Source organism: Candidatus Nitrospira salsa, assembly GCF_965152625.1.
In genome coordinates, this window is sequence record NZ_CBCUCO010000002.1 from 26296 (window position 1) to 44943 (window position 18648).

The following is an 18648-nucleotide window of genomic DNA, read 5'->3' on the forward strand; positions in this document are numbered from 1 at the left end:
AAAACCTAGAGATTCTGTGAGATCCGAAATTTGTTTTGACTAAAAATTTCTCCTAAAATTCTTTGGAAGCACAATGAAAACCATAACGACGATAGGGGTGATCTCAGATACTCACGGGTTAGTGAGACCAGAAGCGCTCGAAGCATTGGAAGGTTCCAAGTTCATCATTCATGCTGGGGATGTTGGTCATCTTAAGGTTCTTGAAGCCTTGCGAGAAATTGCTCCGGTGTTGGTTGTGCGCGGGAACAATGATCAAGAAGGTTGGGGGCAGGAGATCCCTCTTACTGAGGTGGTTGAGGTTGGTTCGCACTCCTTGTATGTTCTGCATGAGCTTGCGCATCTTGATCTGGATCCAGCTACGGCAAAGTTAAGCGCTATTATTTACGGGCATTCCCATAAACCACAAGCGGAGTATCGTGAGGGTGTCTTGTTCTTAAATCCAGGGAGTGCAGGGCCGCGTCGATTTCGACTGCCCGTCACCGTGGCGCATCTTTATGTGGGCCGTCACAAACTTGCCTATGATATTGTCGACTTGACCGCATAGGTTGTCTTGAACGGCGATTTGTGTTTGGTGTTTTGCTCGACGACATAGTGACGGGATATTTTTGATGCATTGCTACGTGAAGTCGATTGCTCGAATATACTGAGTAAGAGGTTTTTAAATGGCGCTATTAAAAATTGCTCGGTTAGGACATCCAGCCATTCGGGCTGGGACTGAAGTCTTGACGGCGGGAGCCTGTGCTCACCACGACTTTCAAACATTTTTGGAAAATCTTGTTGACACCATGCGCGATGCTCATGGCGTTGGAATTGCTGCCCCTCAGGTTCATGTTTTGCAGCGTGCCATTGCCATAGAAGTTGATCCCCATAACCCTCGTTATCCGGACTATCCTCAAGTCCCGTTGACGATTTTGATCAATCCGCAAATTGTCGATCATTCCTCCGAGACGAATGATGATTGGGAGGGCTGTTTAAGTGTGCCAGATTTACGGGGTCGCGTGCCTCGATGGACCTCTGTTCATATTCAGGCGATCGACCGAGAAGGGCGAACCGTCGATTTTACAGCTGAGGGGTTTTTTGCTCGTGTTCTGCAACATGAAATTGACCATTTAAATGGTGAAATCTTTTTAGATCGGATGACTGATCTTTCGACATTGACACATCTTCATGAATATCAACAGTTTTGGCTGAAGACCTCATAGAGGTCAGCCTCATTCTTGTTTTTGCCCCATCCGCTTCCATGGCATTTACGGAGTTTCTTGTTCAGCTATGGTGTTTGGTTCTGGCAGCCGGCGACGGACTCCACCACGCCTTGTGCATCGAAGTTGACTTTCGATGTGCCGTAAGCCCAGGTGTCGTAACGCTCATTAGCGTAGGAATGTTTTTCTCCTGAAGGATTTCCCAAGACCTTCTTGACGTCAGCCGGTTCCATGCCAGGTGAAATATATTGGCAGGCCATCGTTCCTGTTTTTTTGAGACGAGTAAGAACGGCCTGTTGTATCCGTTGAATCTCTTCTTCATTCTCCTGAAGTTTTGCTTCTTCCTCTTTCAACCTGTTGAGTTTGATTGTTTGTGCCTCACCCTTTGTTTTGTATTGCTGTAGGAGATGGCTGACCTGCTTCATCTGGTCGTCAATTGAGGCAAACTTTTCTTCTATGGTCAGCTCAAGCTGAGAAATCTCTGCTTGCCGTTGATCAATTTCTTGTGTTTTTTGAGTATATCCCTGTTGTTTTTCGGTGATGTGGCCAAGGAGCGTATCAATCGAAGCGGTCTGTTCATCGATGGTCTGCTGTCTCGTGAGCAACATGTTCTGAATGTTGGCGAGTTGCTCTTGAGAGGCTTCGAGCTTAGCGGCTTGTGCTTGGCGCTGGGCATGAAGGCGTGTTTGCGCTTCTAGGACCGCCGATGTAGGAATGCGGAGAAGTTGAAACACATTCACAGATCCATTGGGATTCTTTTCGACATAAGAATGACGAGTCTCCAAGACCAACTGTTCTGCGTCGATTTCAGAGATTTTCGCAAAATTCATCAATTCAAGCTTCCCGTGGACTAAGGCCTGTTGTTTGGCTTCTGGTAGAGAGTGCATGTTTGAAACCATGCCGACAAGATAGACAAATTCGCCTTCAATATACGACGACGATTTTGTCCAAAACGGACGAGCCGCGTGTGTTGGCTCAACGCTGATTGATGTCAGCGACAGGAGGATGAAAAGGATTCCCGCATACATGGCTTGTTGAGGTGTTGATGCATGTCGTGTGTGCATAAGTGAGGTATCGTGCTTATTGATGATAGGCATGAACACGATTGTCTTATTTTAGAATACCGTATTGATTAAGTGATGCAAAGGGATGAAACTTTTGCTCAGGCATAAGGTTGGTCCCAATGGGCTATTCATAATCGTTCTTGTGAGTATCTTATGGCAATGTACAGAGATCGATCAATTACAGTGGTATTTTGGGAGGAGTGGACATGTCACGAAATGAGAGAATGTGGCGATGGCCTTTCCCGTCATCCTTGATGATGAGTTCAATAGCCGTTCCCTTAGGCAGCGTCTGCAGTTCTTCGAATTGGGTCGTGTTCGTCGGGTGAACGGCGAGAGTCGGTTCACCGGGAACCAATTGCCAATCCTTGGTAAAAAGCGGGCGATCATCTGATCGTTTCTCCCAATCGAGCCAAATAATTTCTTCTTCGACTTCAATATAACGGAGTTTCCCTCGAATGCCAGTAGGTTCATGAAAGTCGAGTACATGATCTAAAAAGGTATCAAGGGGATGAGGCTCTGTTTCCAATGCATGGCCGGACACACTAAAGAGCAGGCAAAGGGAAACGCCTAGAGCCGTTGTCGTGATCTGGACAAATGAAAAAAATGGAGGCATGAGCATGACCTCGCAGAGAGAAAGACATCGTGGAGTAGAGAGGCAGACTTGCTGATTGTATTAAATCATGTCTGTCAGTCTGTGTACAAGGCGATTTGCGTTACCAGCATAAAGGCCGGATGATAGAATGTCGAGATTATGGAGAATTATGAGACAAGTAGGGGAAAACAACCTTATTCATTGCTTGCACGTGGGATCTTCTTATGCCGGTGAAAATTGATGACTATGCCTATTAGTTCTGATTGGAAAGTAGTTGAGCAGACGTTCCAGTCTCTCGGCAATGTGCAGATCCCAAAGGTCCTGGGCCAGCGTGCATGTTTGGACCTTATACAACATTATCGGGATGATAGGAATTTTCGAAAACGTATTGTCATGGAGCGGTATAACTTTGGCGTGGGAGACTACGCATATTTTGCAGAGCCGCTTCCTCCGCTAATAGCTCAACTTCGAACGGAGTTGTATCGAGGGTTGGTTCCAATGGCGAATCATCTGATGGAAGCTATGCGTCAAGAGTATCGGTATCCCAATACGCTTACGCAATTTCTCGCGCAATGTCACGCACAGGGGCAGACCCAACCTACGCCTTTGATCTTGCATTACGAAACAGGGGGAATGAATCGTTTACACCGTGATCTCTATGGCCCGACGGTCTTTCCCCTTCAGGTAATGGTGATGCTGAGTCAAAAGGGACAAGACTTTGAGGGTGGGGAATTTGTGTTGGTTGAAAATCGTCCAAGACAACAATCTACAGTTGCCGTGCTTACCCCAGATCAAGGCGACCTGGTCATCTTTCCGGTCTATGAACGACCCGTTGAGGGAAAACGGGGAATGTTGCGAGCGAGTGTTCGACATGGCGTGAGTCGAATCCATTCTGGTGAACGATGGGTATTGGGAATTATTTTCCATAATGCCTCGTAAGCATTTTTTAGCCATGAGATTTTTCCATCAGTGCATCGAATTGAGGTTTCCCAAAATCTTTCCATAGCATAGAGAGCAGCCAGAGTACGGCAGCCGTAGAAATGATCTGCGCAATGATCCAGATACTATCACCTCCGCTGGTTCCAGCCATCATCATATACGAGTTAAAAAAGAAGGTCAGGAAGTCAGCAAGGAATCCCCGTAAATACATCGCACCGATGAGTGTGCCGAGTGCCGCAAAGAATAAGAGCCCAAGATGAAGTATTTTCATAATAAATAGTTGCGATACCTTGTTGGTTGTCATGTCGCTGGTCGCAGCGAGATGGTAGACAGTGTTGGTGTGTGTGATTGTTCAAAGAACATTGTTCATGGTTGATACTACCAATGCCAATCTTGTTAAAGCGAGTCTATGCGACGCCGAGCAAAAATGATGGCTATCGTGTGCTGGTTGAGCGGCTTTGGCCTCGTGGACTTTCAAAAGCTCAAGCTCATGTTGATCTTTGGTTAAAGGACGCTGCGCCATCAACGACCTTACGGAAGTGGTTTGGTCATGATCCAGAGAAGTGGCATGAATTTAAAACACGGTACTTTACAGAATTGGCTCAGAATCCATCCGTCATAAAGGAGATTCGTGTACAGGCAAAGACGGCACCAGTGACCTTCGTGTATGCGTCAAAAGAAGAGCGCTATAATAATGCGGTTGCCTTAAAGGAATACGTAGAGCATGATTGGTGAATCTGCGTCCGACGGGGTTTCTTGAGTATCGGCAATCGCTATGCTACAAGCGGTAAAGGTTAACTGTATTATTCCAAGGCAGCGAAGGGAGAGGGTATGCAACTGTTTCGAAGGACCCGCACATCAGGTCTGACCGCCTTCGTGCTTATTTGTCTTCTGTGTATTCAAGGCTGTCTTCAGACTTCTCGAATCAATACCGATCCTCCCGGTGCGCAGGTGATGCTGAATGGGGCGCCATACGGTGAAACCCCAATTTACTACAATACGCGCGCAGGAATTCCCAAGATCTATTTTCTGGAAATCGAGCGGCCAGGCTGTAAGAAAGTCGAAACCAAGATAGAGTCTGCCTATCGTGCTGATCTTTCCTTGGCTCTCTTGATCCCAGGTATCGTTCCCTATTTTTTTAGTGCACGATTAGAGGATGACTACAAGTATGTTCTGTTACCGGCTGGAAGCAAGTCAAAATGTTAACGGGTGACGTCTCATGTCAGCATTTTCTCAATCCTCTCAGGTGACAACGACATACCGCTGGATCGTTTTCGGGATTGTTGTCGGCCTTATTTTTTTAGGGCCCCTCCTTCTGCAATTTACGGATTCGTCTATTCAAGAACTCAAATCCGTATCGCAAGAAGCTCCGCAGGAACCATTTGATACATCGACCTTTCTCCTCGTATTTATTGCGATGGCGGCCGGGTTTCCGGCTATAGGAATTGGCACTTATCTGCTCTATCAAGGCAATCAGTTTCGAGTGGCTCCACCATTCCCGTCACTCGGATCCAGGGTGATGGTTGATACGCCGATCATGAAAAGTTCCAGTGTCAGGATGAGGGGGCGTGCATTGATGGTCGGTGGCAGTTTGGTGATCTTGAGCGGGTTGGGCTTACCGATACTTGCCTGGTGGTTAGCTGAAAATTTGTAGGGATTTTTTCTGGTCATCACAATGAAGTCACAATCTCAATGTCTCATTCGATTTTGTGTGTCCCTGCTCGCACCGGTCGTGGTTATGATGAGTGGTGGTTGTGGTATGAATGTAGAAAAATCCATCTATGATTCCATGCAGTATGAGAAAGGACAGCAGTGTTTACGGGATCCTTCCAGAAATTCTCCTGCATGTGTCGAACATAAATCCTACGAAACGTATGAACGACAGAGACAAGGTTCGCCATGAACTCGTAGATCATTTCATGTCACAAATCAAAAGGTTGTTTAAATTTTCCGTTTAAAGCAAATTTCCCCTTCTCCTAGCCTTTTCATTGAGCTTAGCTGTAGGTTTCCCGTTCTTGACTGTAGGCTTCCTCCTTCACCTCGATGTCGAATAGACTATGTATTTCCTGCTCCTTCAGTCGTCTAACTATCTGTAGTTTCATGCAATTTATTAAATGGTTTCTTCCCTCACCTCTATGGCAAATATATTGCTGCGATATCACCTATAAACAATGTGCTAATATCCAAGAATTCATTGCATGTCGTGGCTATGGATTATTATTCTGTTTCAGTCTCATGTTCATCCAGTAGGGGGAAGATATTATGAAGAATTCATTATTTATGGCCACAGTGTTGCTATTGGGGGCTGGAGTACCTTTACTGTGTCAAGCCGGGCAGGGTGATGCGATGCCGGGAATGGCCTCTCAGGGAATCGTTCGTTTGCCGTCCTCAGGGATGGTGGAACAAACTTTTGATCGATTGCGTGGTCAATCTTCTCAACCACCGCATAGCCGGTCCTTCAAGTGGACGTCTCCAAGAATTGATACGAATCCACGAGAAACGCCGACCACGAAACCGAGTTTTCCAGCTATTGATGAGCAGCTCGATAATGCGAGCCAAGTGCATCCTTCTGGTCATTATCTTACTCGGTGATCGATTGTAATTCGTTATCTCCCGATTAGATAGAGGGAAAAGGATTAGTTGACTCGCCTGTTTTACCAAGCGAGACTTTCGATAGCTGAGCAGCCAATCGATTTTGCGTTTCTACTAGTTACTGCCTTCCTCGTCGCATTTCTTTGTAACAATAAACATTCCTTTAGATGTGTTTTTGAGTGAACGGACTCGTTTGTCAAGTTTATTCTGCTTTACCGTTTCTTTTCATTCTCTCGCAACCTGTAATGTTTCTCGTTGTTTTCAGACTTCAACAATGAGAGGCCATCTGTATTTTGTCTCAAGGCAAGCGTTGTCGGTTTGTGGTCAAGTGTGGAGAGATTATAGATAAAGGAGAGTAGAGGTATGAAGTCTCATTTCGCAAAATGGATGTTCACGTTTATAGTCGTTGTGGTTTTTACTGCACAGACTGCTTGGGCTTTTGATTTTTCAAAATGGGATGACTTGTTAAAGAAATACGTGGCGGAGGTCACGATTGATGGGGTGAATATTCATGCAGTGGATTATCAGAAGCTTGGAAAAGATCCCGATTATAGGGCTTTGGTGAAAGATTTAGAAGCGGTCTCGCTGGCAAACGTAGAAACGAAGCAAGACAAGCTGGCTTTTTGGATTAACGTATACAATGTTATGGCCGTGAAGATGGTACTTGATCACTATCCGGTTGAGAGCATTAAAGATGCCGGAAGTTTTTTTCAGTCTGTTTGGAAAAAAGATGTTGGCACGGTCGGAGGAATAACGAGAACCCTCAATGAAATCGAACATGACATTTTACGTAAGTTGGGCGAGCCGCGAATTCACGTGGCCATTGTTTGCACCTCGGTCAGTTGCCCGGATCTTCGAAAAGAAGCCTATACAGTGAAACAACTGGATGTCCAGCTCGATGATCAAATGCGGACGTTTCTCGCCAATACGGAGAAAGGGCTTCGTGTCGAGAATGGAGAAAATCGTATCTATCTCTCGTCGATATTCAAATGGTTTAAAGAGGATTTTGATGCAAAGGGCGGAGTGATGACATTCGTCACTCCATTTGCTCCTGATAAAGTGCAAGCTACGTTAAAGAACGAAAAGCTTCATATCTCTTATTTGGATTATAACTGGGATCTCAATGAGCTTTGATGCGATTGAAGGTTACGAACTCGAGTCCAGTTTTCGACGATCTCAGATTGCCCTGGTGGTACGGTACTCAGCGGGATTCATGGGTATAGTGGTTGGAAGGTGGGGACAGTCCTCAACGTTGAATGCCTATTCAGAACCTCCAGGATTATGCAATGAACGTTGCTACTTAGGACACTTATAATAGATTTAGAGCTATCGTCACTGTACGTTCAATCAAGAAACGACCACAATTACGATGTTTCTTAGCTAAAATGTGTCCTAAGCAGCAATCAATATTCATTGAATTCGCTATAGACGACGTGTCGAGGCCGACTGCCCGATGACAAAAACAACAGTATCAGAAGTCTCCGCTGTCGCCGACAAATTGTGTTATAGTGTGGCCCCAGTAGGGTGAATTCCACGAGCCGTATCCTCAATGACACAAAAAACCCTTGAACGGCATGCAAGCTATTCCGGTAGTTGGTCTCGACGATCACCGTGCATTGAATGCCGTGTCTGAGTAGATCGTAGTGGCGGAACCTAACTAGAGGCTTGGGGCTTTCGTCGAGGAGTCAGTGCGGTTTTGTCAATTCAAAAGGTACGACATCTTGAGTAGGCAAAGTCTGATTGTAGATGGGCCAGTTACGAACATACTATCGGTAAGTAGAGGCGTTGTGTGTGGTCAGTCCATAACGATGCCCACTATTACAGGCCATAGTCCAATCGACGACGCACGAATAACACGCAATGCGATATTGTCGTCACCTGACGTTCCATTTACTGAGCAAGAGGGAATGGCGTATGGAAACGAAGGAACGGTACATCATGCCGGCGGCACCATGCGCATGAGTGGCAATGGCTCGGGTGTCGTCAATACGGACCTTAAGTTCGACGCGTATGACAATCTCTACTGTGTGGATCCATCCGTTTGGCCATTTATTCCAGCTGCAAACCCAGCGCTGACATTAGCCGCCTTGCCACTTCGACTTTCAAAACATCCGAAGTCTCGGCTCTAAACGGTGGTTGAAAATTCCAAAAATGAATTTTCAAAAGAAACACTTCTCTTGCTAGACCAGCTCAGTTCCGTGCATTCGGGCGAATAGTTCCCAGTCAAAGGGTTTGGAGGCTATGGCATGCAGGGGGATTGGCTGAATAATGCCTGAATCACGATAGGCTAACATACATCCGATGACGTGCTCAGGCTGTTCGACTAAACGCCGGATGGCCTCGTAAGCCAAATGTTGGGCCATGGTTTTATCAACCGGAGCTGGGGAGGCGCCTCGTAAGGTATGGCCAAGAATGGTGGCTTTGGTTGCGACTGAAAGAGGATAGGACCCGGGTCTGGTTTGAAGGTGGGTCCAGCGAGAGATTCTTCCGGCGACATAGTCCACCAGTCCATGGACTCCACCCTCAGGGTGATGGTGATGCGGCGTTCGTTCAGCCACAATAATAATGTGGCTTTTATTTCGAACTCCTAATGTTTGTTTCAATGTTCCTAAAATCACGTCTTCAATATAAGCATCAGGGTCAGGATGTTCATTGACCAAGAGTCCTTCAGCCCGTGCTTGGTACGCACACATTAACGCCAGATGACCGGAACCAGCTCCCATAACCTCAACAAAAAACACACTGCCCATTGCCGCGCTCGTGGCTTTTAGTGATTCGATGGATTGGTTTGCGAGGGCGACAGCAGACTGAAGACCGAGTGATGTGGTTCCGGCGATATTGTCGTCGATGGATCCAGGAATGCCAACCACCTGAGTGCCAAACCGTTCAAAGATCGCGCGAGCCCCACGCATGCTTCCGTCGCCTCCCATGACAATTAACGCTCCATCTTTCATGTAGGGTGTCAGATGATGGATCGCAGCGAGTTGGGCCTCTTCTTCCTTGAAAATTTCAAACCGACTACTACCAATGGGGCTGCTGGCGTGATTGCTCATGCCTCGCGTGTCTTCCTCCGACACCCTCTCAATCCAATTGTTGGCTAACCCCAAAAATCCGTGATGAACAAAATAGACCTCAAGCCCCAACCGATTTCCGGTCACGCGGAGTTCCTTCAATGCTGCTCCGGCCCCAGCAAAATCCCCACCTGATACGAGTGCAACGAGACGTTTTATTTGACGGGGTTTCAACGTGACTTTTGTCAGGCGGTCTTGTTCTACCGTCATCCAGGCTTTACGGACTGCCCGTTCTCGTTCAGAAAGTCCGACGGCCGTGGAGTATCCTGATAATTGTCCATGCTCGAAGGTGAGGAGGACGACATTATCTTGTCCTTCCTTGTAGGCGCCAAATTCTGAAAACGCTTCACTGAATGGACGAGGATCCAGGAAAATTAATAGGGCCCGCAATGTTGAGCTATGCGTGTACAGACAGAGTACTTTTCCTTGATGTGTTTGACCTAATTGATGAAAGCCATCAACTAATTCCACATAGAGTTCAAAAAACGAGTGGCCTCCTGGATAGCTGTACAGTGGATGTTTAATCAGTCGTTGTGCCGTACTTGTATCGACGCCAAAGGCCTTGGCAGCTTCTTCGATTTCGACAGACTTTTCGATGCCTGTTGCCCATCCGAAGTCCTGTGATTCTAATGCCCATTCCGTAGTGGGCTGTGTGGTCTCGGCTGTTTCTGGGGCAAGGATAGAGACGACCTGGTCAAAGAGTTGGCGAGTGTTGGGACTTTGACTCACCAAATGGACGAAAGAGTTTGAATCCAGGTAGTTATGAAGGTTGAGAAAGTCGAGTTGTTTGCCCACGAGGCCTAACGTCCGGGCGAGGGCGGTCCCTATAGCCTCTGCTTTGGGAATTCCCTGCACAGGGTCAAGCACGTTGCGAAACCTGCGTCCCACACGAAACTTTTTACTATCCATCTGAGAGACTCCGTGCCGCATCGTGAAAAAAAGCGTGCGGGCGCGCAAGTCTCGAGGCATCAACCAGTATCGATCGTCACCGATATCAAGGACAATCCGTCCTTCAGCCAAATTAGGTGTCATATGCTCACGAGGGACGATCGCGACGGGGCGACGTCTTGTAGGTTTTTTGGTGGCGCCAATTGGTGCTCGTAAGAGAAGGGAAAGTTTGCCTTTGGCAAGAAGCTGATTCCAGGCAGCAAAAAACACTAATGCATCGCCTCCACATGCTTCTTGAATAAGCTTCTGTCTTGCTTGGTTGTAAGCCGCAGCATTAGCGAATCCAACCTGGGCATTGTGCACAAATTCGGTAACAGCGATCATGGCTTCTCGAGCACGTTTCGAACGGTCTCCAAATTTTGCAGGAAGTGGTGGGACTTGAGCCCCGTCCATAAGTGGCTGTTTCGCTATCGCCTCTCCATAGGCGAGGAGACCGTCAATTGTCACGAAATTTAATGTTTCCCCATCAACATGCATTCTTTTTTATTTCCTTTGTGCCAAGCCTGTGATTCACCAAAGATTGAATATCATCAATAGTACTGTTTTTGTGCGTGATCGTAAACAAAGGATCGAGACTGGGGTTGGCAGTCCTGATCTGTCGGTAATGTGAGCTATGGCCACGACCAACCGCAATACCGATCGGATTTAATGCTTTGTCCCATTTGCATTACCATCAAAATAAGCGATAATCGTCCTTTCACGGAGAACCTTATGCAAAAGACTCGAATTATCTGCACGATTGGCCCGGTGACGGAATCCTATGAAATGCTGCGAAAAATGTATGATGCGGGTATGAATATTGTTCGATTAAATATGTCTCACGGAAACCACGAATCCCATGCCAAAGTGATTAAGCACATCAAGACGCTCAATAAAAAAGTGGAATTTCCCATTCCGATTCTCTTAGATACGCAAGGTCCTGAAATTCGGACGGGAGATCTCGCTAATGACCTTGATTTACAGCAAGGGGCGATCGTGTCGATTTCGGCACGTGGACCAATGGATGTGGAAGAAAGTTCTATCCACATTCACTATGCCGATTTAATCGAGACGGTCAATGTCGGTGATAAAATTACGGTGGATAATGGACTGATCAATTTCGAAGTTCTTGAAAAGTCTGGTCGCTTGATGCAGTGTCGCGTGCTTGATGGAGGTGTATTAAAAAGTAAGCGTCATGTCAATTTACCGGGAATTCGTGTCAATCTTCCGGCGATCACGCAAAAAGATGAGAAAGATATTGCGTTTGGTCTCGAAGCCGATGTGGATTACATTGCTCTGTCGTTTGTGCGTGAAGCTGAGGATATTCGGCAACTCAAACAGCTCATGGGGAATAAAGTCGGGAAGATAAAAATTATTGCCAAAATTGAAGACCAGGAAGGCGTCCGTAACCTGGAAGACATTATCCAGGAGTCGGATGGAATCATGGTCGCGCGCGGGGATTTGGGGGCAGAGATTAACCTGGAAGATTTACCCAATGTTCAGCGTCGAATTGTTCGGCTATGTGCAGAAAATGGAAGGCGCGTGATTGTGGCAACACATCTTCTGGAATCGATGATTCATAATCCAATTCCTACGCGGGCCGAAGTGACGGACGTGGCCAATGCGGTGTATGAAGAAGTCGATGCGGTGATGTTATCCGGAGAAACAACGGTCGGGAAATATCCGCTGAAATGTATTGAACACTTGCGCAATATTGCGATCAAAACCGAAGCCATCCCAGGATTACAGTTTGCGAAAAACTTAAAGCTCTCCAATGATAAACAGCAATTAGCGCTTGCGGCCGTCCAGCTTGCAAGCGGGTTAAAGGCCAAGGGTGTCGTTGTGATTACTAGAAGAGGAATCATGGCTGATTTCGTTTCCAATTGTCGTCCCGCTTCTACTAATATTTATGCTTTTACGAATGTGAGCCAATCTCGTCGAACGATGACGCTCAATCGAGGCGTGTTTCCCTTTCGAATCAGTTTCAGTTCAGACCCCGAAAAAACGTTACAAACCGCATTTAAAATTTTAAAGGAACATGAACATTTTCAATCAGGGGAAAAAGTCGTGATTATTTCCGATGTTTTAGCTCAGCAACGGATCGATTCCATTCAAATTCGAGAAATTCCATAATTGAATTATTTGACGTATTTTCTGCTTCTCTCCACGCCACTTCTTGCACGACTTACGGCGCAATAGAGAGGAAGATCATGCTTCGACTACGTTGGATGGGTAGCAAGACTTTTTGTTAGCTCAAATTTTTCTGGTCAGACGTTGAAAGTCGGCCACATCTTTCACGTTTTTACGATCCATTTCAAGAATAATATCGCCTGCTTGGATGCCAGATTGACTAGCTGAACTTCTCGAAGCAACTTTCGTGACTTTGCCCCCCGTCCTCTCCCCGGTTAAAGCTGGTTCGAGGATGACGCCAGCTAACGCGTGCTCTCCACCGCTTTCCCTATCGAACCGAGTGCGCTCATATCTTTGGGCATTTCTATAATTGTAACTTTCAGATTTTTCTTTTTACCATCTCGAAGAGCCCGTAATTTGATAGGGGAATTCGATATGCTCTCTGTCACCAACGGTCGCAGATGATGAGTGTCTGTGACGGTTTCCGAGTCATATAAACGAATGATATCTCCGTGGTAGATCCCTGCCTTATTGTAGGCTTTCCTCGATTACCTCGCTGACCAGAGCGCTCTGCGTATCTGTCGTGTCAAACCGGTCTTGTAGGCCTGAATTGAGGATTTCCGACGACATGAATGTTCGTAATATTTTTCGAGGCCGACCTCTTGACTAAAAGTAATTTGGAATTATTTCAATATTAACAGTGAAATATCTTTTCCAAAGAGATCCTCTAGGAGAATTGATTGAGGGCTAGCGTTATCACATGATTGTCTAATGAAAGGAGATGTCTATGCTTATTCGAAAAGTTCAAGGTTGGCCGTTTTTTGATGATCGATTAAATGGGTTTTCAGAATTGCAGCAAATGCAGCGCAATCTTGATCGATTGCTCACTGGACATCGAGGCGAGAGGGAGCTGGATCCATCAGCCGGAGTCTATCCGCTCCTGAATGTCACACACGATCATGATAATTTTTACATTCGTTCAGAAATTCCTGGTATGACACTTGAGGAGCTGGATGTCTCCGTCACTGGTAGAACTGTGACGGTTTCGGGAAATAGGGAAATTCAATCGGAAGAGCAAAGTGCCAGGTATCACCGAAGAGAACGCGAGGCTGGAAAATTCCGAAGACAGTGGAATTTGCCGACAGATGTCGATAGTGAGCAGGTCGAAGCCAAATACCGACATGGGATGCTCATGATTGTACTTCCCAAAGCCGAAAGTGCTAAGCCGAGAAAGGTCACTATCAGTGGTTAACCCAGAGTCATTTGAGGCTCATGCCCGTAACGACTTCGGCATATTCAATGATCATGTGAAAGGAGGAAATGTTAACTATGACTACGCAAACACAAGATATTCAAGCTCGGGATAAACAAGAACTCAAAACCACTTCTGAGCAGACAACGCCCGGTCGAACGTTCTCTCCGAGTGTCGATATATTTGAAGATGATCAGGAGTTGACGATTGTAGCTGATATGCCCGGTGTCCAGTCCGATGATGTCACGATTGATCTTCGTGAGGACGTTCTGACCTTAACCGGGGTACCTTCAGTCACTGTGCCTCCGGAAGAAGAGCCGATTTTGCAAGAGTTTGAGTTTGGGAAATACTTTCGACAATTCACACTCTCTGAGGTCATTGACCAAGCAAACATTAAGGCAGTCTTAAATCATGGTGTATTGCGTGTGACACTTCCCAAAGTCGGACCAGCCAAGCCCCGCAAGGTTCAGATCACGGAAGGTTGAATAGGTCGATGAATCTAAGGGGGTCGTCTTGAACGATGATCCCCTTTTTTCTCGATTAGCCTGTCTGTCTGTCGCTCCTATCTATTCTATGTGGGTTTTATAGAAGTTTCTGATTCGAAAGCCCATGTGCGGTTATTTGATACAGGCGGGAATATACGCCTGTGTATTACGCAAGTCTCTGAACATGAATTCCTCTGTAATAGTAGTCGTTTCTTGGTTCGAGTCTGATGCAAGATTTTAGTCTCCCAGGCCTCCATTTGAATGAGACTCTTTGAGTTGAAGGATATGAGCGAGTCGAGATGTAAGAGCCCAAGGGAAATTCCGTGACTAATCAAGGGTTTTAAGTAGTAGTCTTGGGTCAGTTGATCAGACAACAATGAGAGCTATGAACACTCTATTTTCTTTTGAGATAATATTTATAAGGAGTATTTATGAAAATGATGAATTTACAGTCAATTAGTAGGGATTTTCCAGAGATGTATCATCTGATTTTACAACAATTGCGGCAACCACATTGTGGACGTTGCGGAGGAACAATGGTACGGGAAACCTGCATGGATTTGTTTTCCGATTATCAAAATTTTCAATTTGAAGCTCGCCATTGTATTCAGTGTGGTGATCTCGTCGATCCCTGCATTTTATTCCATCGACTGAAACGACATACTCTCAATACATTTCAGAGTCATTCAACTTCTAGTCAAGTGCTGGAAATTGCCTAGTCCCAAGAAAATCATAATTCGTTGCAGCTATCACCAGGAATTCTTTTGTGAGGGGCTATTGCTTGATTCCAGTCAGTTAAAAAAACTTCTCAACATTCAAAAAACGTAAAAGTGTTGTTAACCTGTCTCTAATTCGGTTCTGACTCGTATCCTTCACGTTGGAAGATTGTTTCCGTAGAGTGCTTTACGGTCTTGGTATTGTACGTCGAGTCGGTTGGGCTTGTAGTGGGTCGTCCGGCCAGTGATGTTTGGGGTAGCGGCCTTGTAATTCTTTTTTGACTTCTTGATATCCATTTTTCCAAAAACTGGCTAAGTCCTGAGTCACCTGAATTGGTCGCCGAGCTGGTGAGAGCAGGTGAAGGAGAACCTTCCCGTTTCCGTCTGCGAGTTTGGGCGTGTCATGTTGCCCGAACATTTCTTGCAGTCGGACGGCCAGAATAGGGATATCTTGTGAACAATAATCTAAGGCAATTCGTGATCCTGTTGGAACGATCATATGCGAGGGGGCCTGTTGCTCCAGTGCTTGTTGTTGTTTCCAGTTTAAGAGGGCATGTAGGGGAACATTTAAATTTATTCGTTTGACTTCTGCCAAACGGGACATGCCATTCAGATACGGTTCAAGCCAACTTTCCAGTGTTTCCAGAAGGTAGTTGTCGCTCACATCCGGCCAGTCTGATTCTTCTCCCGATATTTTTCGAATATAATTGACCCGCGCTTGCCAATTTCGAAGATCTTTTGTCCAAGGTAAGCAATTAAGACCTTGCTGTCTAATCCCCTGGAGTAAGGTCGTGGTTATGAGAGGAGATGATAGGTCATGAGAGGGGTAATCTTCGATCACAAGTTCACCGAGGCGGCGTTGTTTTCGAGCTTGCACAACCAAATTCTGCTCATCCCATTTCACAAACTCTATTTCGTAGAAGAGTTCAGAACACTGTTCCTCAAGTTCTTCAAGTTTCACCGGGGCAGCAAGAAGAATACGGGCATGAGGTTTCGTTCCGTCCAGTTCAGCAATCACGAGATATTTTTCTGTCGACAGTGATTCTGTTTGCAGGAATATTGCGCTTTTGCCATTGGACAGTCGGTAATGATCAGCTTGGCGACTCTGACGTTGCGCGATGCGGTCAGGGTAGGCAAGGGCGAGAAGAAGGCCAACAGAATTGGTCTGGGAACGGATTTTCCGGTTTTTGTTGGGTATTTGTAGCTGATTTTGCAATTGATTAAGCGATTTCATGATTCTTGTAAGACCTGCTCCTTCACCCTTCCCGGATTGTCTGTTTGTTAATGATGACTGCAACAGGTCGATTCGAACGCGAAGATCAGAGGTTCGCTCACTGGGGTGGGACTTCAGGATATCACGTTCGTTCAGAATTGTAGCGATTTCTATGGCCAGCGTTTCCATCTCAAATTCTCGCGACCTTAGAATCATATGTGCAAGCCGGGGATGTAAGGGGATTTCGGCCATGATTTTACCGTGCGGGGTAATGCGATGTTGATCATCGATTGCGCCCAATTGCGTTAAAAGATGTTGAGCTTGTGCAAAAGCTCCCGCGGGTGGAGGATCAAGCCATGTGAGTGTATGTGGGTCGACAATGCCCCATGCGGCAAGCTCAAGAGCGAATGCTGAAAGGTCGGCTCCTAAGATTTCTGGAATCGTTTGTTGACGTAATCGTAGTTGCTCATTGGCTGACCAGAGACGATAGCAGGCTCCGGGTTCCAGACGTCCGGCTCTTCCACGTCGTTGTTCTGATGAATCTTGTGAGACGGGTATCGTGACCAATCGCGTCATCCCGCTTTGCGGATCAAAGCGAGGGATTCGCATAAGTCCTGAATCAATCACCACTCGAATGCCTTCGATGGTTAAACTGGTTTCAGCGATTGAGGTCGATAATACAATTTTTCGAATGCCGGCAGGTGTTGACTGTATTGCCTGATCTTGTTCTTGTTGCGGCAGGTTTCCAAAGAGTGGGGCGATGATAACTTGAGGTCCGAGATGAGCTGAGTGCAGCATGTGTTGGACTCGACGAATCTCTCCGGCCCCTGGAAGAAAGACCAGCAAATTTCCTGTCTCATGGTTTAGTGCCAGCTTAATGCAGTTTACGATAGCTGACTCTATTCTGGAATTGCGGATTTGAGGGACATAGTGAGTTTCCACCGGAAAGACCTTTCCTTCGCATGTAATGATCGGTGCGTTGTTCAAAATGTTTGACACGGATTCGGAATCTAAAGTAGCCGACATCACGAGGATGCGGAGGTCTTCCCTTAACACCTCCTGGGTTTGCAAGCACAGGGCTAGCCCGAGATCAGCGTGAAGGCTTCGTTCGTGAAATTCGTCAAAAATCACCAAATTATATGGACGGAGTGACGGATCTGTTTGTAGCAGTCGCGTCAGGATGCCTTCGGTTACGACTTCCAGCCGAGTGTCGCGGCTAATCCGTGTATCTAGGCGTGTGCGGTAGCCGACGGTTTGCCCAACCTGTTCATCTAACCGTGACGCCATATACGTTGAGGCCGAACGTGCGGCTAAACGACGTGGCTCGAGCATAATCATCCGCTGGCCATGCATCCATGGTTCATCGAGTAATGTCAGTGGAATACGAGTCGTTTTGCCCGCACCTGGCAGCGCGCTGAGTACAACATTTCGATCGCTGGCAAAGATTTGTTGCAACTTGGGTATGATTGTATCAATGGGCAGTTGAGGCATAGGATTGGGTCGTGTTTATTGAAAACGTCTGTGTTTAGACATGATAAGTCGGTCCCATGATTTTCAAATGTTTAGAAGTGGGTTGTTACGCTGTGTGAGTTTGCACATCTGACATTGATCGATCAAGAAGTCTTTACAATTTTCTCCACATGAGGAATACGTTTATAGCTCCTGGTCCTGAAAATAAACGTGCCCACTGCTGGTTCGAATGATCAAGGGGCAAGCATGAAGCTCGATTGTTGAGCCGAGTATTGGAATTGTTGAGGAATAGGGTAAAAAGCTCATCGTCAAAAGAAGAAATGAAAGAAGACGCAAGTTTTGTCTGTCCTGCAACACGCTAAAATAACGGTGTGCAGATTGAATATGAGTCGCTCGACACATTCTTAAGGGTTTTGCCCTCGCAATGCGACGAGTGCTTAGTCCGCCTGTATAGGCCCTTGCATGTGGGAGAGCATGGTGGATACGGATTGAGGATGCTGGTCAATGAGCAGGAATATGTCCTGAAAATTTTCCTGTGCTTGTGCATGAAAAGTGCCCATGTTTTCTTCTTGAATTTCTAGCAGGGCTCCCAACGCGGTCAGGTATTCGCCTTCTCCCTGGGCGCTGTTCTGCTGAAGGTTATCATAATTTGTCGAAACAAATGCATTCACCTTTTCCTCTGGCTTCAGCAGGCCATCGGCGGTAAACCAAGCCCCCGGTGTCGTAGAAGAGAGAATATTGGTGGTGGTATCCGTGAGTGATTCAGTGGTGGCTCTGAAGGTACAGCCTGAGACAAAGAGGACCAAGAGGCTGAGCACCGTACTGTTGAATATGGTCAATATTTGACGGTTCATTGCTGTTTCTCCTTGTTCGTGTGGCTGATCTTCTATTTTTTATGGTGACCATAGTGTAGGCTTCTAGTCAAGTACTGAGTCAATGTCAGAGGGCAAAAATATTCCATCATTTTTGAGTCCCCAGGCGATCCTTCCTTCTAAACT

Annotated in this window: 21 protein-coding genes and 1 pseudogene; 13 read left to right on the forward strand and 9 right to left on the reverse strand. The window is 46.4% G+C overall.

Annotated elements, in window-relative coordinates; genetic code table 11:
* Nucleotides 1–73: 73 nt before the first annotated feature.
* Nucleotides 74–544, forward strand: a complete 471-nt coding sequence (locus ACWQXP_RS01960; RefSeq protein WP_454061155.1) for a metallophosphoesterase family protein — start codon at nt 74–76, stop codon at nt 542–544.
* Between the two features lie 118 nt (nt 545–662).
* Nucleotides 663–1202, forward strand: a complete 540-nt coding sequence (gene def, locus ACWQXP_RS01965; protein ID WP_454061156.1) for a peptide deformylase — start codon at nt 663–665, stop codon at nt 1200–1202.
* A 65-nt stretch (nt 1203–1267) separates the two neighbouring features.
* Here the strand turns inward: def and ACWQXP_RS01970 are convergent, their stop codons facing one another.
* Together ACWQXP_RS01970 and ACWQXP_RS01975 are read right to left on the reverse strand one after the other, a co-directional pair.
* Nucleotides 1268–2263: a hypothetical protein gene (locus ACWQXP_RS01970; protein WP_454061157.1), complete on the reverse strand. Its 996-nt coding sequence runs from the start codon at nt 2261–2263 to the stop codon at nt 1268–1270.
* Between the two features lie 178 nt (nt 2264–2441).
* Complete coding sequence (locus ACWQXP_RS01975) at nt 2442–2876, reverse strand: hypothetical protein (protein ID WP_454061158.1); 435 nt, start codon at nt 2874–2876, stop codon at nt 2442–2444.
* 219 nt (nt 2877–3095) lie between these two features.
* Between ACWQXP_RS01975 and ACWQXP_RS01980 the strand changes: the two genes are divergently transcribed.
* Nucleotides 3096–3794, forward strand: coding sequence for a 2OG-Fe(II) oxygenase (locus ACWQXP_RS01980; protein WP_454061159.1), 699 nt, complete (start codon nt 3096–3098; stop codon nt 3792–3794).
* 7 nt (nt 3795–3801) lie between these two features.
* Here ACWQXP_RS01980 and ACWQXP_RS01985 read toward each other — a convergent pair whose 3' ends face one another.
* Nucleotides 3802–4065 (reverse strand): hypothetical protein, encoded by a 264-nt coding sequence (locus ACWQXP_RS01985; RefSeq protein ID WP_454061160.1) that lies wholly within the window; start codon nt 4063–4065, stop codon nt 3802–3804.
* 113 nt (nt 4066–4178) lie between these two features.
* Here ACWQXP_RS01985 and ACWQXP_RS01990 point away from each other — a divergent pair, with 113 nt between their 5' ends.
* From ACWQXP_RS01990 to ACWQXP_RS02010, 5 genes are all read left to right on the forward strand, one after another.
* Complete coding sequence (locus ACWQXP_RS01990; protein ID WP_454061161.1) at nt 4179–4529, forward strand: DUF488 domain-containing protein; 351 nt, start codon at nt 4179–4181, stop codon at nt 4527–4529.
* A 96-nt stretch (nt 4530–4625) separates the two neighbouring features.
* The gene (locus ACWQXP_RS01995) at nt 4626–5000 is read left to right on the forward strand and encodes a PEGA domain-containing protein (protein WP_454061162.1); all 375 of its coding nucleotides are present in this window, start codon (nt 4626–4628) and stop codon (nt 4998–5000) included.
* Nucleotides 5001–5013: 13 nt separating this feature from the next.
* Nucleotides 5014–5448, forward strand: coding sequence for a hypothetical protein (locus ACWQXP_RS02000; protein ID WP_454061163.1), 435 nt, complete (start codon nt 5014–5016; stop codon nt 5446–5448).
* 608 nt (nt 5449–6056) lie between these two features.
* Nucleotides 6057–6386 (forward strand): hypothetical protein, encoded by a 330-nt coding sequence (locus ACWQXP_RS02005; RefSeq protein WP_454061164.1) that lies wholly within the window; start codon nt 6057–6059, stop codon nt 6384–6386.
* Between the two features lie 363 nt (nt 6387–6749).
* A complete protein-coding gene (locus tag ACWQXP_RS02010; protein ID WP_454061165.1) occupies nt 6750–7520 on the forward strand; it encodes a DUF547 domain-containing protein in 771 nt (256 codons plus the stop codon).
* 269 nt (nt 7521–7789) lie between these two features.
* Here the strand turns inward: ACWQXP_RS02010 and ACWQXP_RS02015 are convergent, their stop codons facing one another.
* Nucleotides 7790–7996: a hypothetical protein gene (locus ACWQXP_RS02015; RefSeq protein WP_454061166.1), complete on the reverse strand. Its 207-nt coding sequence runs from the start codon at nt 7994–7996 to the stop codon at nt 7790–7792.
* A gap of 198 nt (nt 7997–8194) precedes the next feature.
* Here ACWQXP_RS02015 and ACWQXP_RS02020 point away from each other — a divergent pair, with 198 nt between their 5' ends.
* Nucleotides 8195–8515, forward strand: coding sequence for a GMC oxidoreductase (locus tag ACWQXP_RS02020; RefSeq protein WP_454061167.1), 321 nt, complete (start codon nt 8195–8197; stop codon nt 8513–8515).
* Nucleotides 8516–8566: 51 nt separating this feature from the next.
* On the opposite strand, the gene ACWQXP_RS02025 is transcribed toward ACWQXP_RS02020, so the two are convergent.
* Entirely contained in the window at nt 8567–10882 is a 2316-nt protein-coding gene (locus tag ACWQXP_RS02025) for a 6-phosphofructokinase (RefSeq protein WP_454061168.1), read from the reverse strand.
* 234 nt (nt 10883–11116) lie between these two features.
* Between ACWQXP_RS02025 and pyk the strand changes: the two genes are divergently transcribed.
* A complete protein-coding gene (gene pyk, locus ACWQXP_RS02030; RefSeq protein WP_454061169.1) occupies nt 11117–12517 on the forward strand; it encodes a pyruvate kinase in 1401 nt (466 codons plus the stop codon).
* A 120-nt stretch (nt 12518–12637) separates the two neighbouring features.
* Here pyk and ACWQXP_RS02035 read toward each other — a convergent pair whose 3' ends face one another.
* Together ACWQXP_RS02035 and ACWQXP_RS02040 are read right to left on the reverse strand one after the other, a co-directional pair.
* Nucleotides 12638–12808 (reverse strand): PDZ domain-containing protein, encoded by a 171-nt coding sequence (locus ACWQXP_RS02035; RefSeq protein ID WP_454062973.1) that lies wholly within the window; start codon nt 12806–12808, stop codon nt 12638–12640.
* Between the two features lie 8 nt (nt 12809–12816).
* Nucleotides 12817–13038, reverse strand: a pseudogene (locus ACWQXP_RS02040) (hypothetical protein); the annotation flags it as partial.
* A gap of 263 nt (nt 13039–13301) precedes the next feature.
* Here ACWQXP_RS02040 and ACWQXP_RS02045 point away from each other — a divergent pair.
* From ACWQXP_RS02045 to ACWQXP_RS02055, 3 genes are all read left to right on the forward strand, one after another.
* Entirely contained in the window at nt 13302–13766 is a 465-nt protein-coding gene (locus ACWQXP_RS02045; RefSeq protein ID WP_454061170.1) for an Hsp20/alpha crystallin family protein, read from the forward strand.
* 77 nt (nt 13767–13843) lie between these two features.
* Nucleotides 13844–14251 carry an Hsp20/alpha crystallin family protein gene (locus tag ACWQXP_RS02050; protein ID WP_454061171.1) on the forward strand — a complete coding sequence of 136 codons (408 nt, stop codon included), beginning with the start codon at nt 13844–13846 and terminating at the stop codon, nt 14249–14251.
* A gap of 431 nt (nt 14252–14682) precedes the next feature.
* Nucleotides 14683–14970 (forward strand): hypothetical protein, encoded by a 288-nt coding sequence (locus ACWQXP_RS02055; protein ID WP_454061172.1) that lies wholly within the window; start codon nt 14683–14685, stop codon nt 14968–14970.
* Between the two features lie 184 nt (nt 14971–15154).
* On the opposite strand, the gene hrpB is transcribed toward ACWQXP_RS02055, so the two are convergent.
* A complete protein-coding gene (gene hrpB / locus ACWQXP_RS02060) occupies nt 15155–17671 on the reverse strand; it encodes an ATP-dependent helicase HrpB (RefSeq protein ID WP_454061173.1) in 2517 nt (838 codons plus the stop codon).
* Nucleotides 17672–18087: 416 nt separating this feature from the next.
* Entirely contained in the window at nt 18088–18504 is a 417-nt protein-coding gene (locus tag ACWQXP_RS02065) for a DUF3015 family protein (protein ID WP_454061174.1), read from the reverse strand.
* Between the last annotated feature and the right edge of the window lie 144 nt (nt 18505–18648).

Coding starts and splice junctions, on each gene's coding strand:
- ACWQXP_RS01960 (WP_454061155.1), top strand. CDS start 74: ATGAAAACCATAACGACGATAGGGGTGATCTCAGATACTCACGGGTTA.
- def (WP_454061156.1), top strand. CDS start 663: ATGGCGCTATTAAAAATTGCTCGGTTAGGACATCCAGCCATTCGGGCT.
- ACWQXP_RS01970 (WP_454061157.1), bottom strand. CDS start 2,263: ATGCACACACGACATGCATCAACACCTCAACAAGCCATGTATGCGGGA.
- ACWQXP_RS01975 (WP_454061158.1), bottom strand. CDS start 2,876: ATGCCTCCATTTTTTTCATTTGTCCAGATCACGACAACGGCTCTAGGC.
- ACWQXP_RS01980 (WP_454061159.1), top strand. CDS start 3,096: ATGACTATGCCTATTAGTTCTGATTGGAAAGTAGTTGAGCAGACGTTC.
- ACWQXP_RS01985 (WP_454061160.1), bottom strand. CDS start 4,065: ATGAAAATACTTCATCTTGGGCTCTTATTCTTTGCGGCACTCGGCACA.
- ACWQXP_RS01990 (WP_454061161.1), top strand. CDS start 4,179: ATGCCAATCTTGTTAAAGCGAGTCTATGCGACGCCGAGCAAAAATGAT.
- ACWQXP_RS01995 (WP_454061162.1), top strand. CDS start 4,626: ATGCAACTGTTTCGAAGGACCCGCACATCAGGTCTGACCGCCTTCGTG.
- ACWQXP_RS02000 (WP_454061163.1), top strand. CDS start 5,014: ATGTCAGCATTTTCTCAATCCTCTCAGGTGACAACGACATACCGCTGG.
- ACWQXP_RS02005 (WP_454061164.1), top strand. CDS start 6,057: ATGAAGAATTCATTATTTATGGCCACAGTGTTGCTATTGGGGGCTGGA.
- ACWQXP_RS02010 (WP_454061165.1), top strand. CDS start 6,750: ATGAAGTCTCATTTCGCAAAATGGATGTTCACGTTTATAGTCGTTGTG.
- ACWQXP_RS02020 (WP_454061167.1), top strand. CDS start 8,195: ATGCCCACTATTACAGGCCATAGTCCAATCGACGACGCACGAATAACA.
- ACWQXP_RS02025 (WP_454061168.1), bottom strand. CDS start 10,882: ATGCATGTTGATGGGGAAACATTAAATTTCGTGACAATTGACGGTCTC.
- pyk (WP_454061169.1), top strand. CDS start 11,117: ATGCAAAAGACTCGAATTATCTGCACGATTGGCCCGGTGACGGAATCC.
- ACWQXP_RS02045 (WP_454061170.1), top strand. CDS start 13,302: ATGCTTATTCGAAAAGTTCAAGGTTGGCCGTTTTTTGATGATCGATTA.
- ACWQXP_RS02050 (WP_454061171.1), top strand. CDS start 13,844: ATGACTACGCAAACACAAGATATTCAAGCTCGGGATAAACAAGAACTC.
- ACWQXP_RS02055 (WP_454061172.1), top strand. CDS start 14,683: ATGAAAATGATGAATTTACAGTCAATTAGTAGGGATTTTCCAGAGATG.
- hrpB (WP_454061173.1), bottom strand. CDS start 17,671: ATGCCTCAACTGCCCATTGATACAATCATACCCAAGTTGCAACAAATC.
- ACWQXP_RS02065 (WP_454061174.1), bottom strand. CDS start 18,504: ATGAACCGTCAAATATTGACCATATTCAACAGTACGGTGCTCAGCCTC.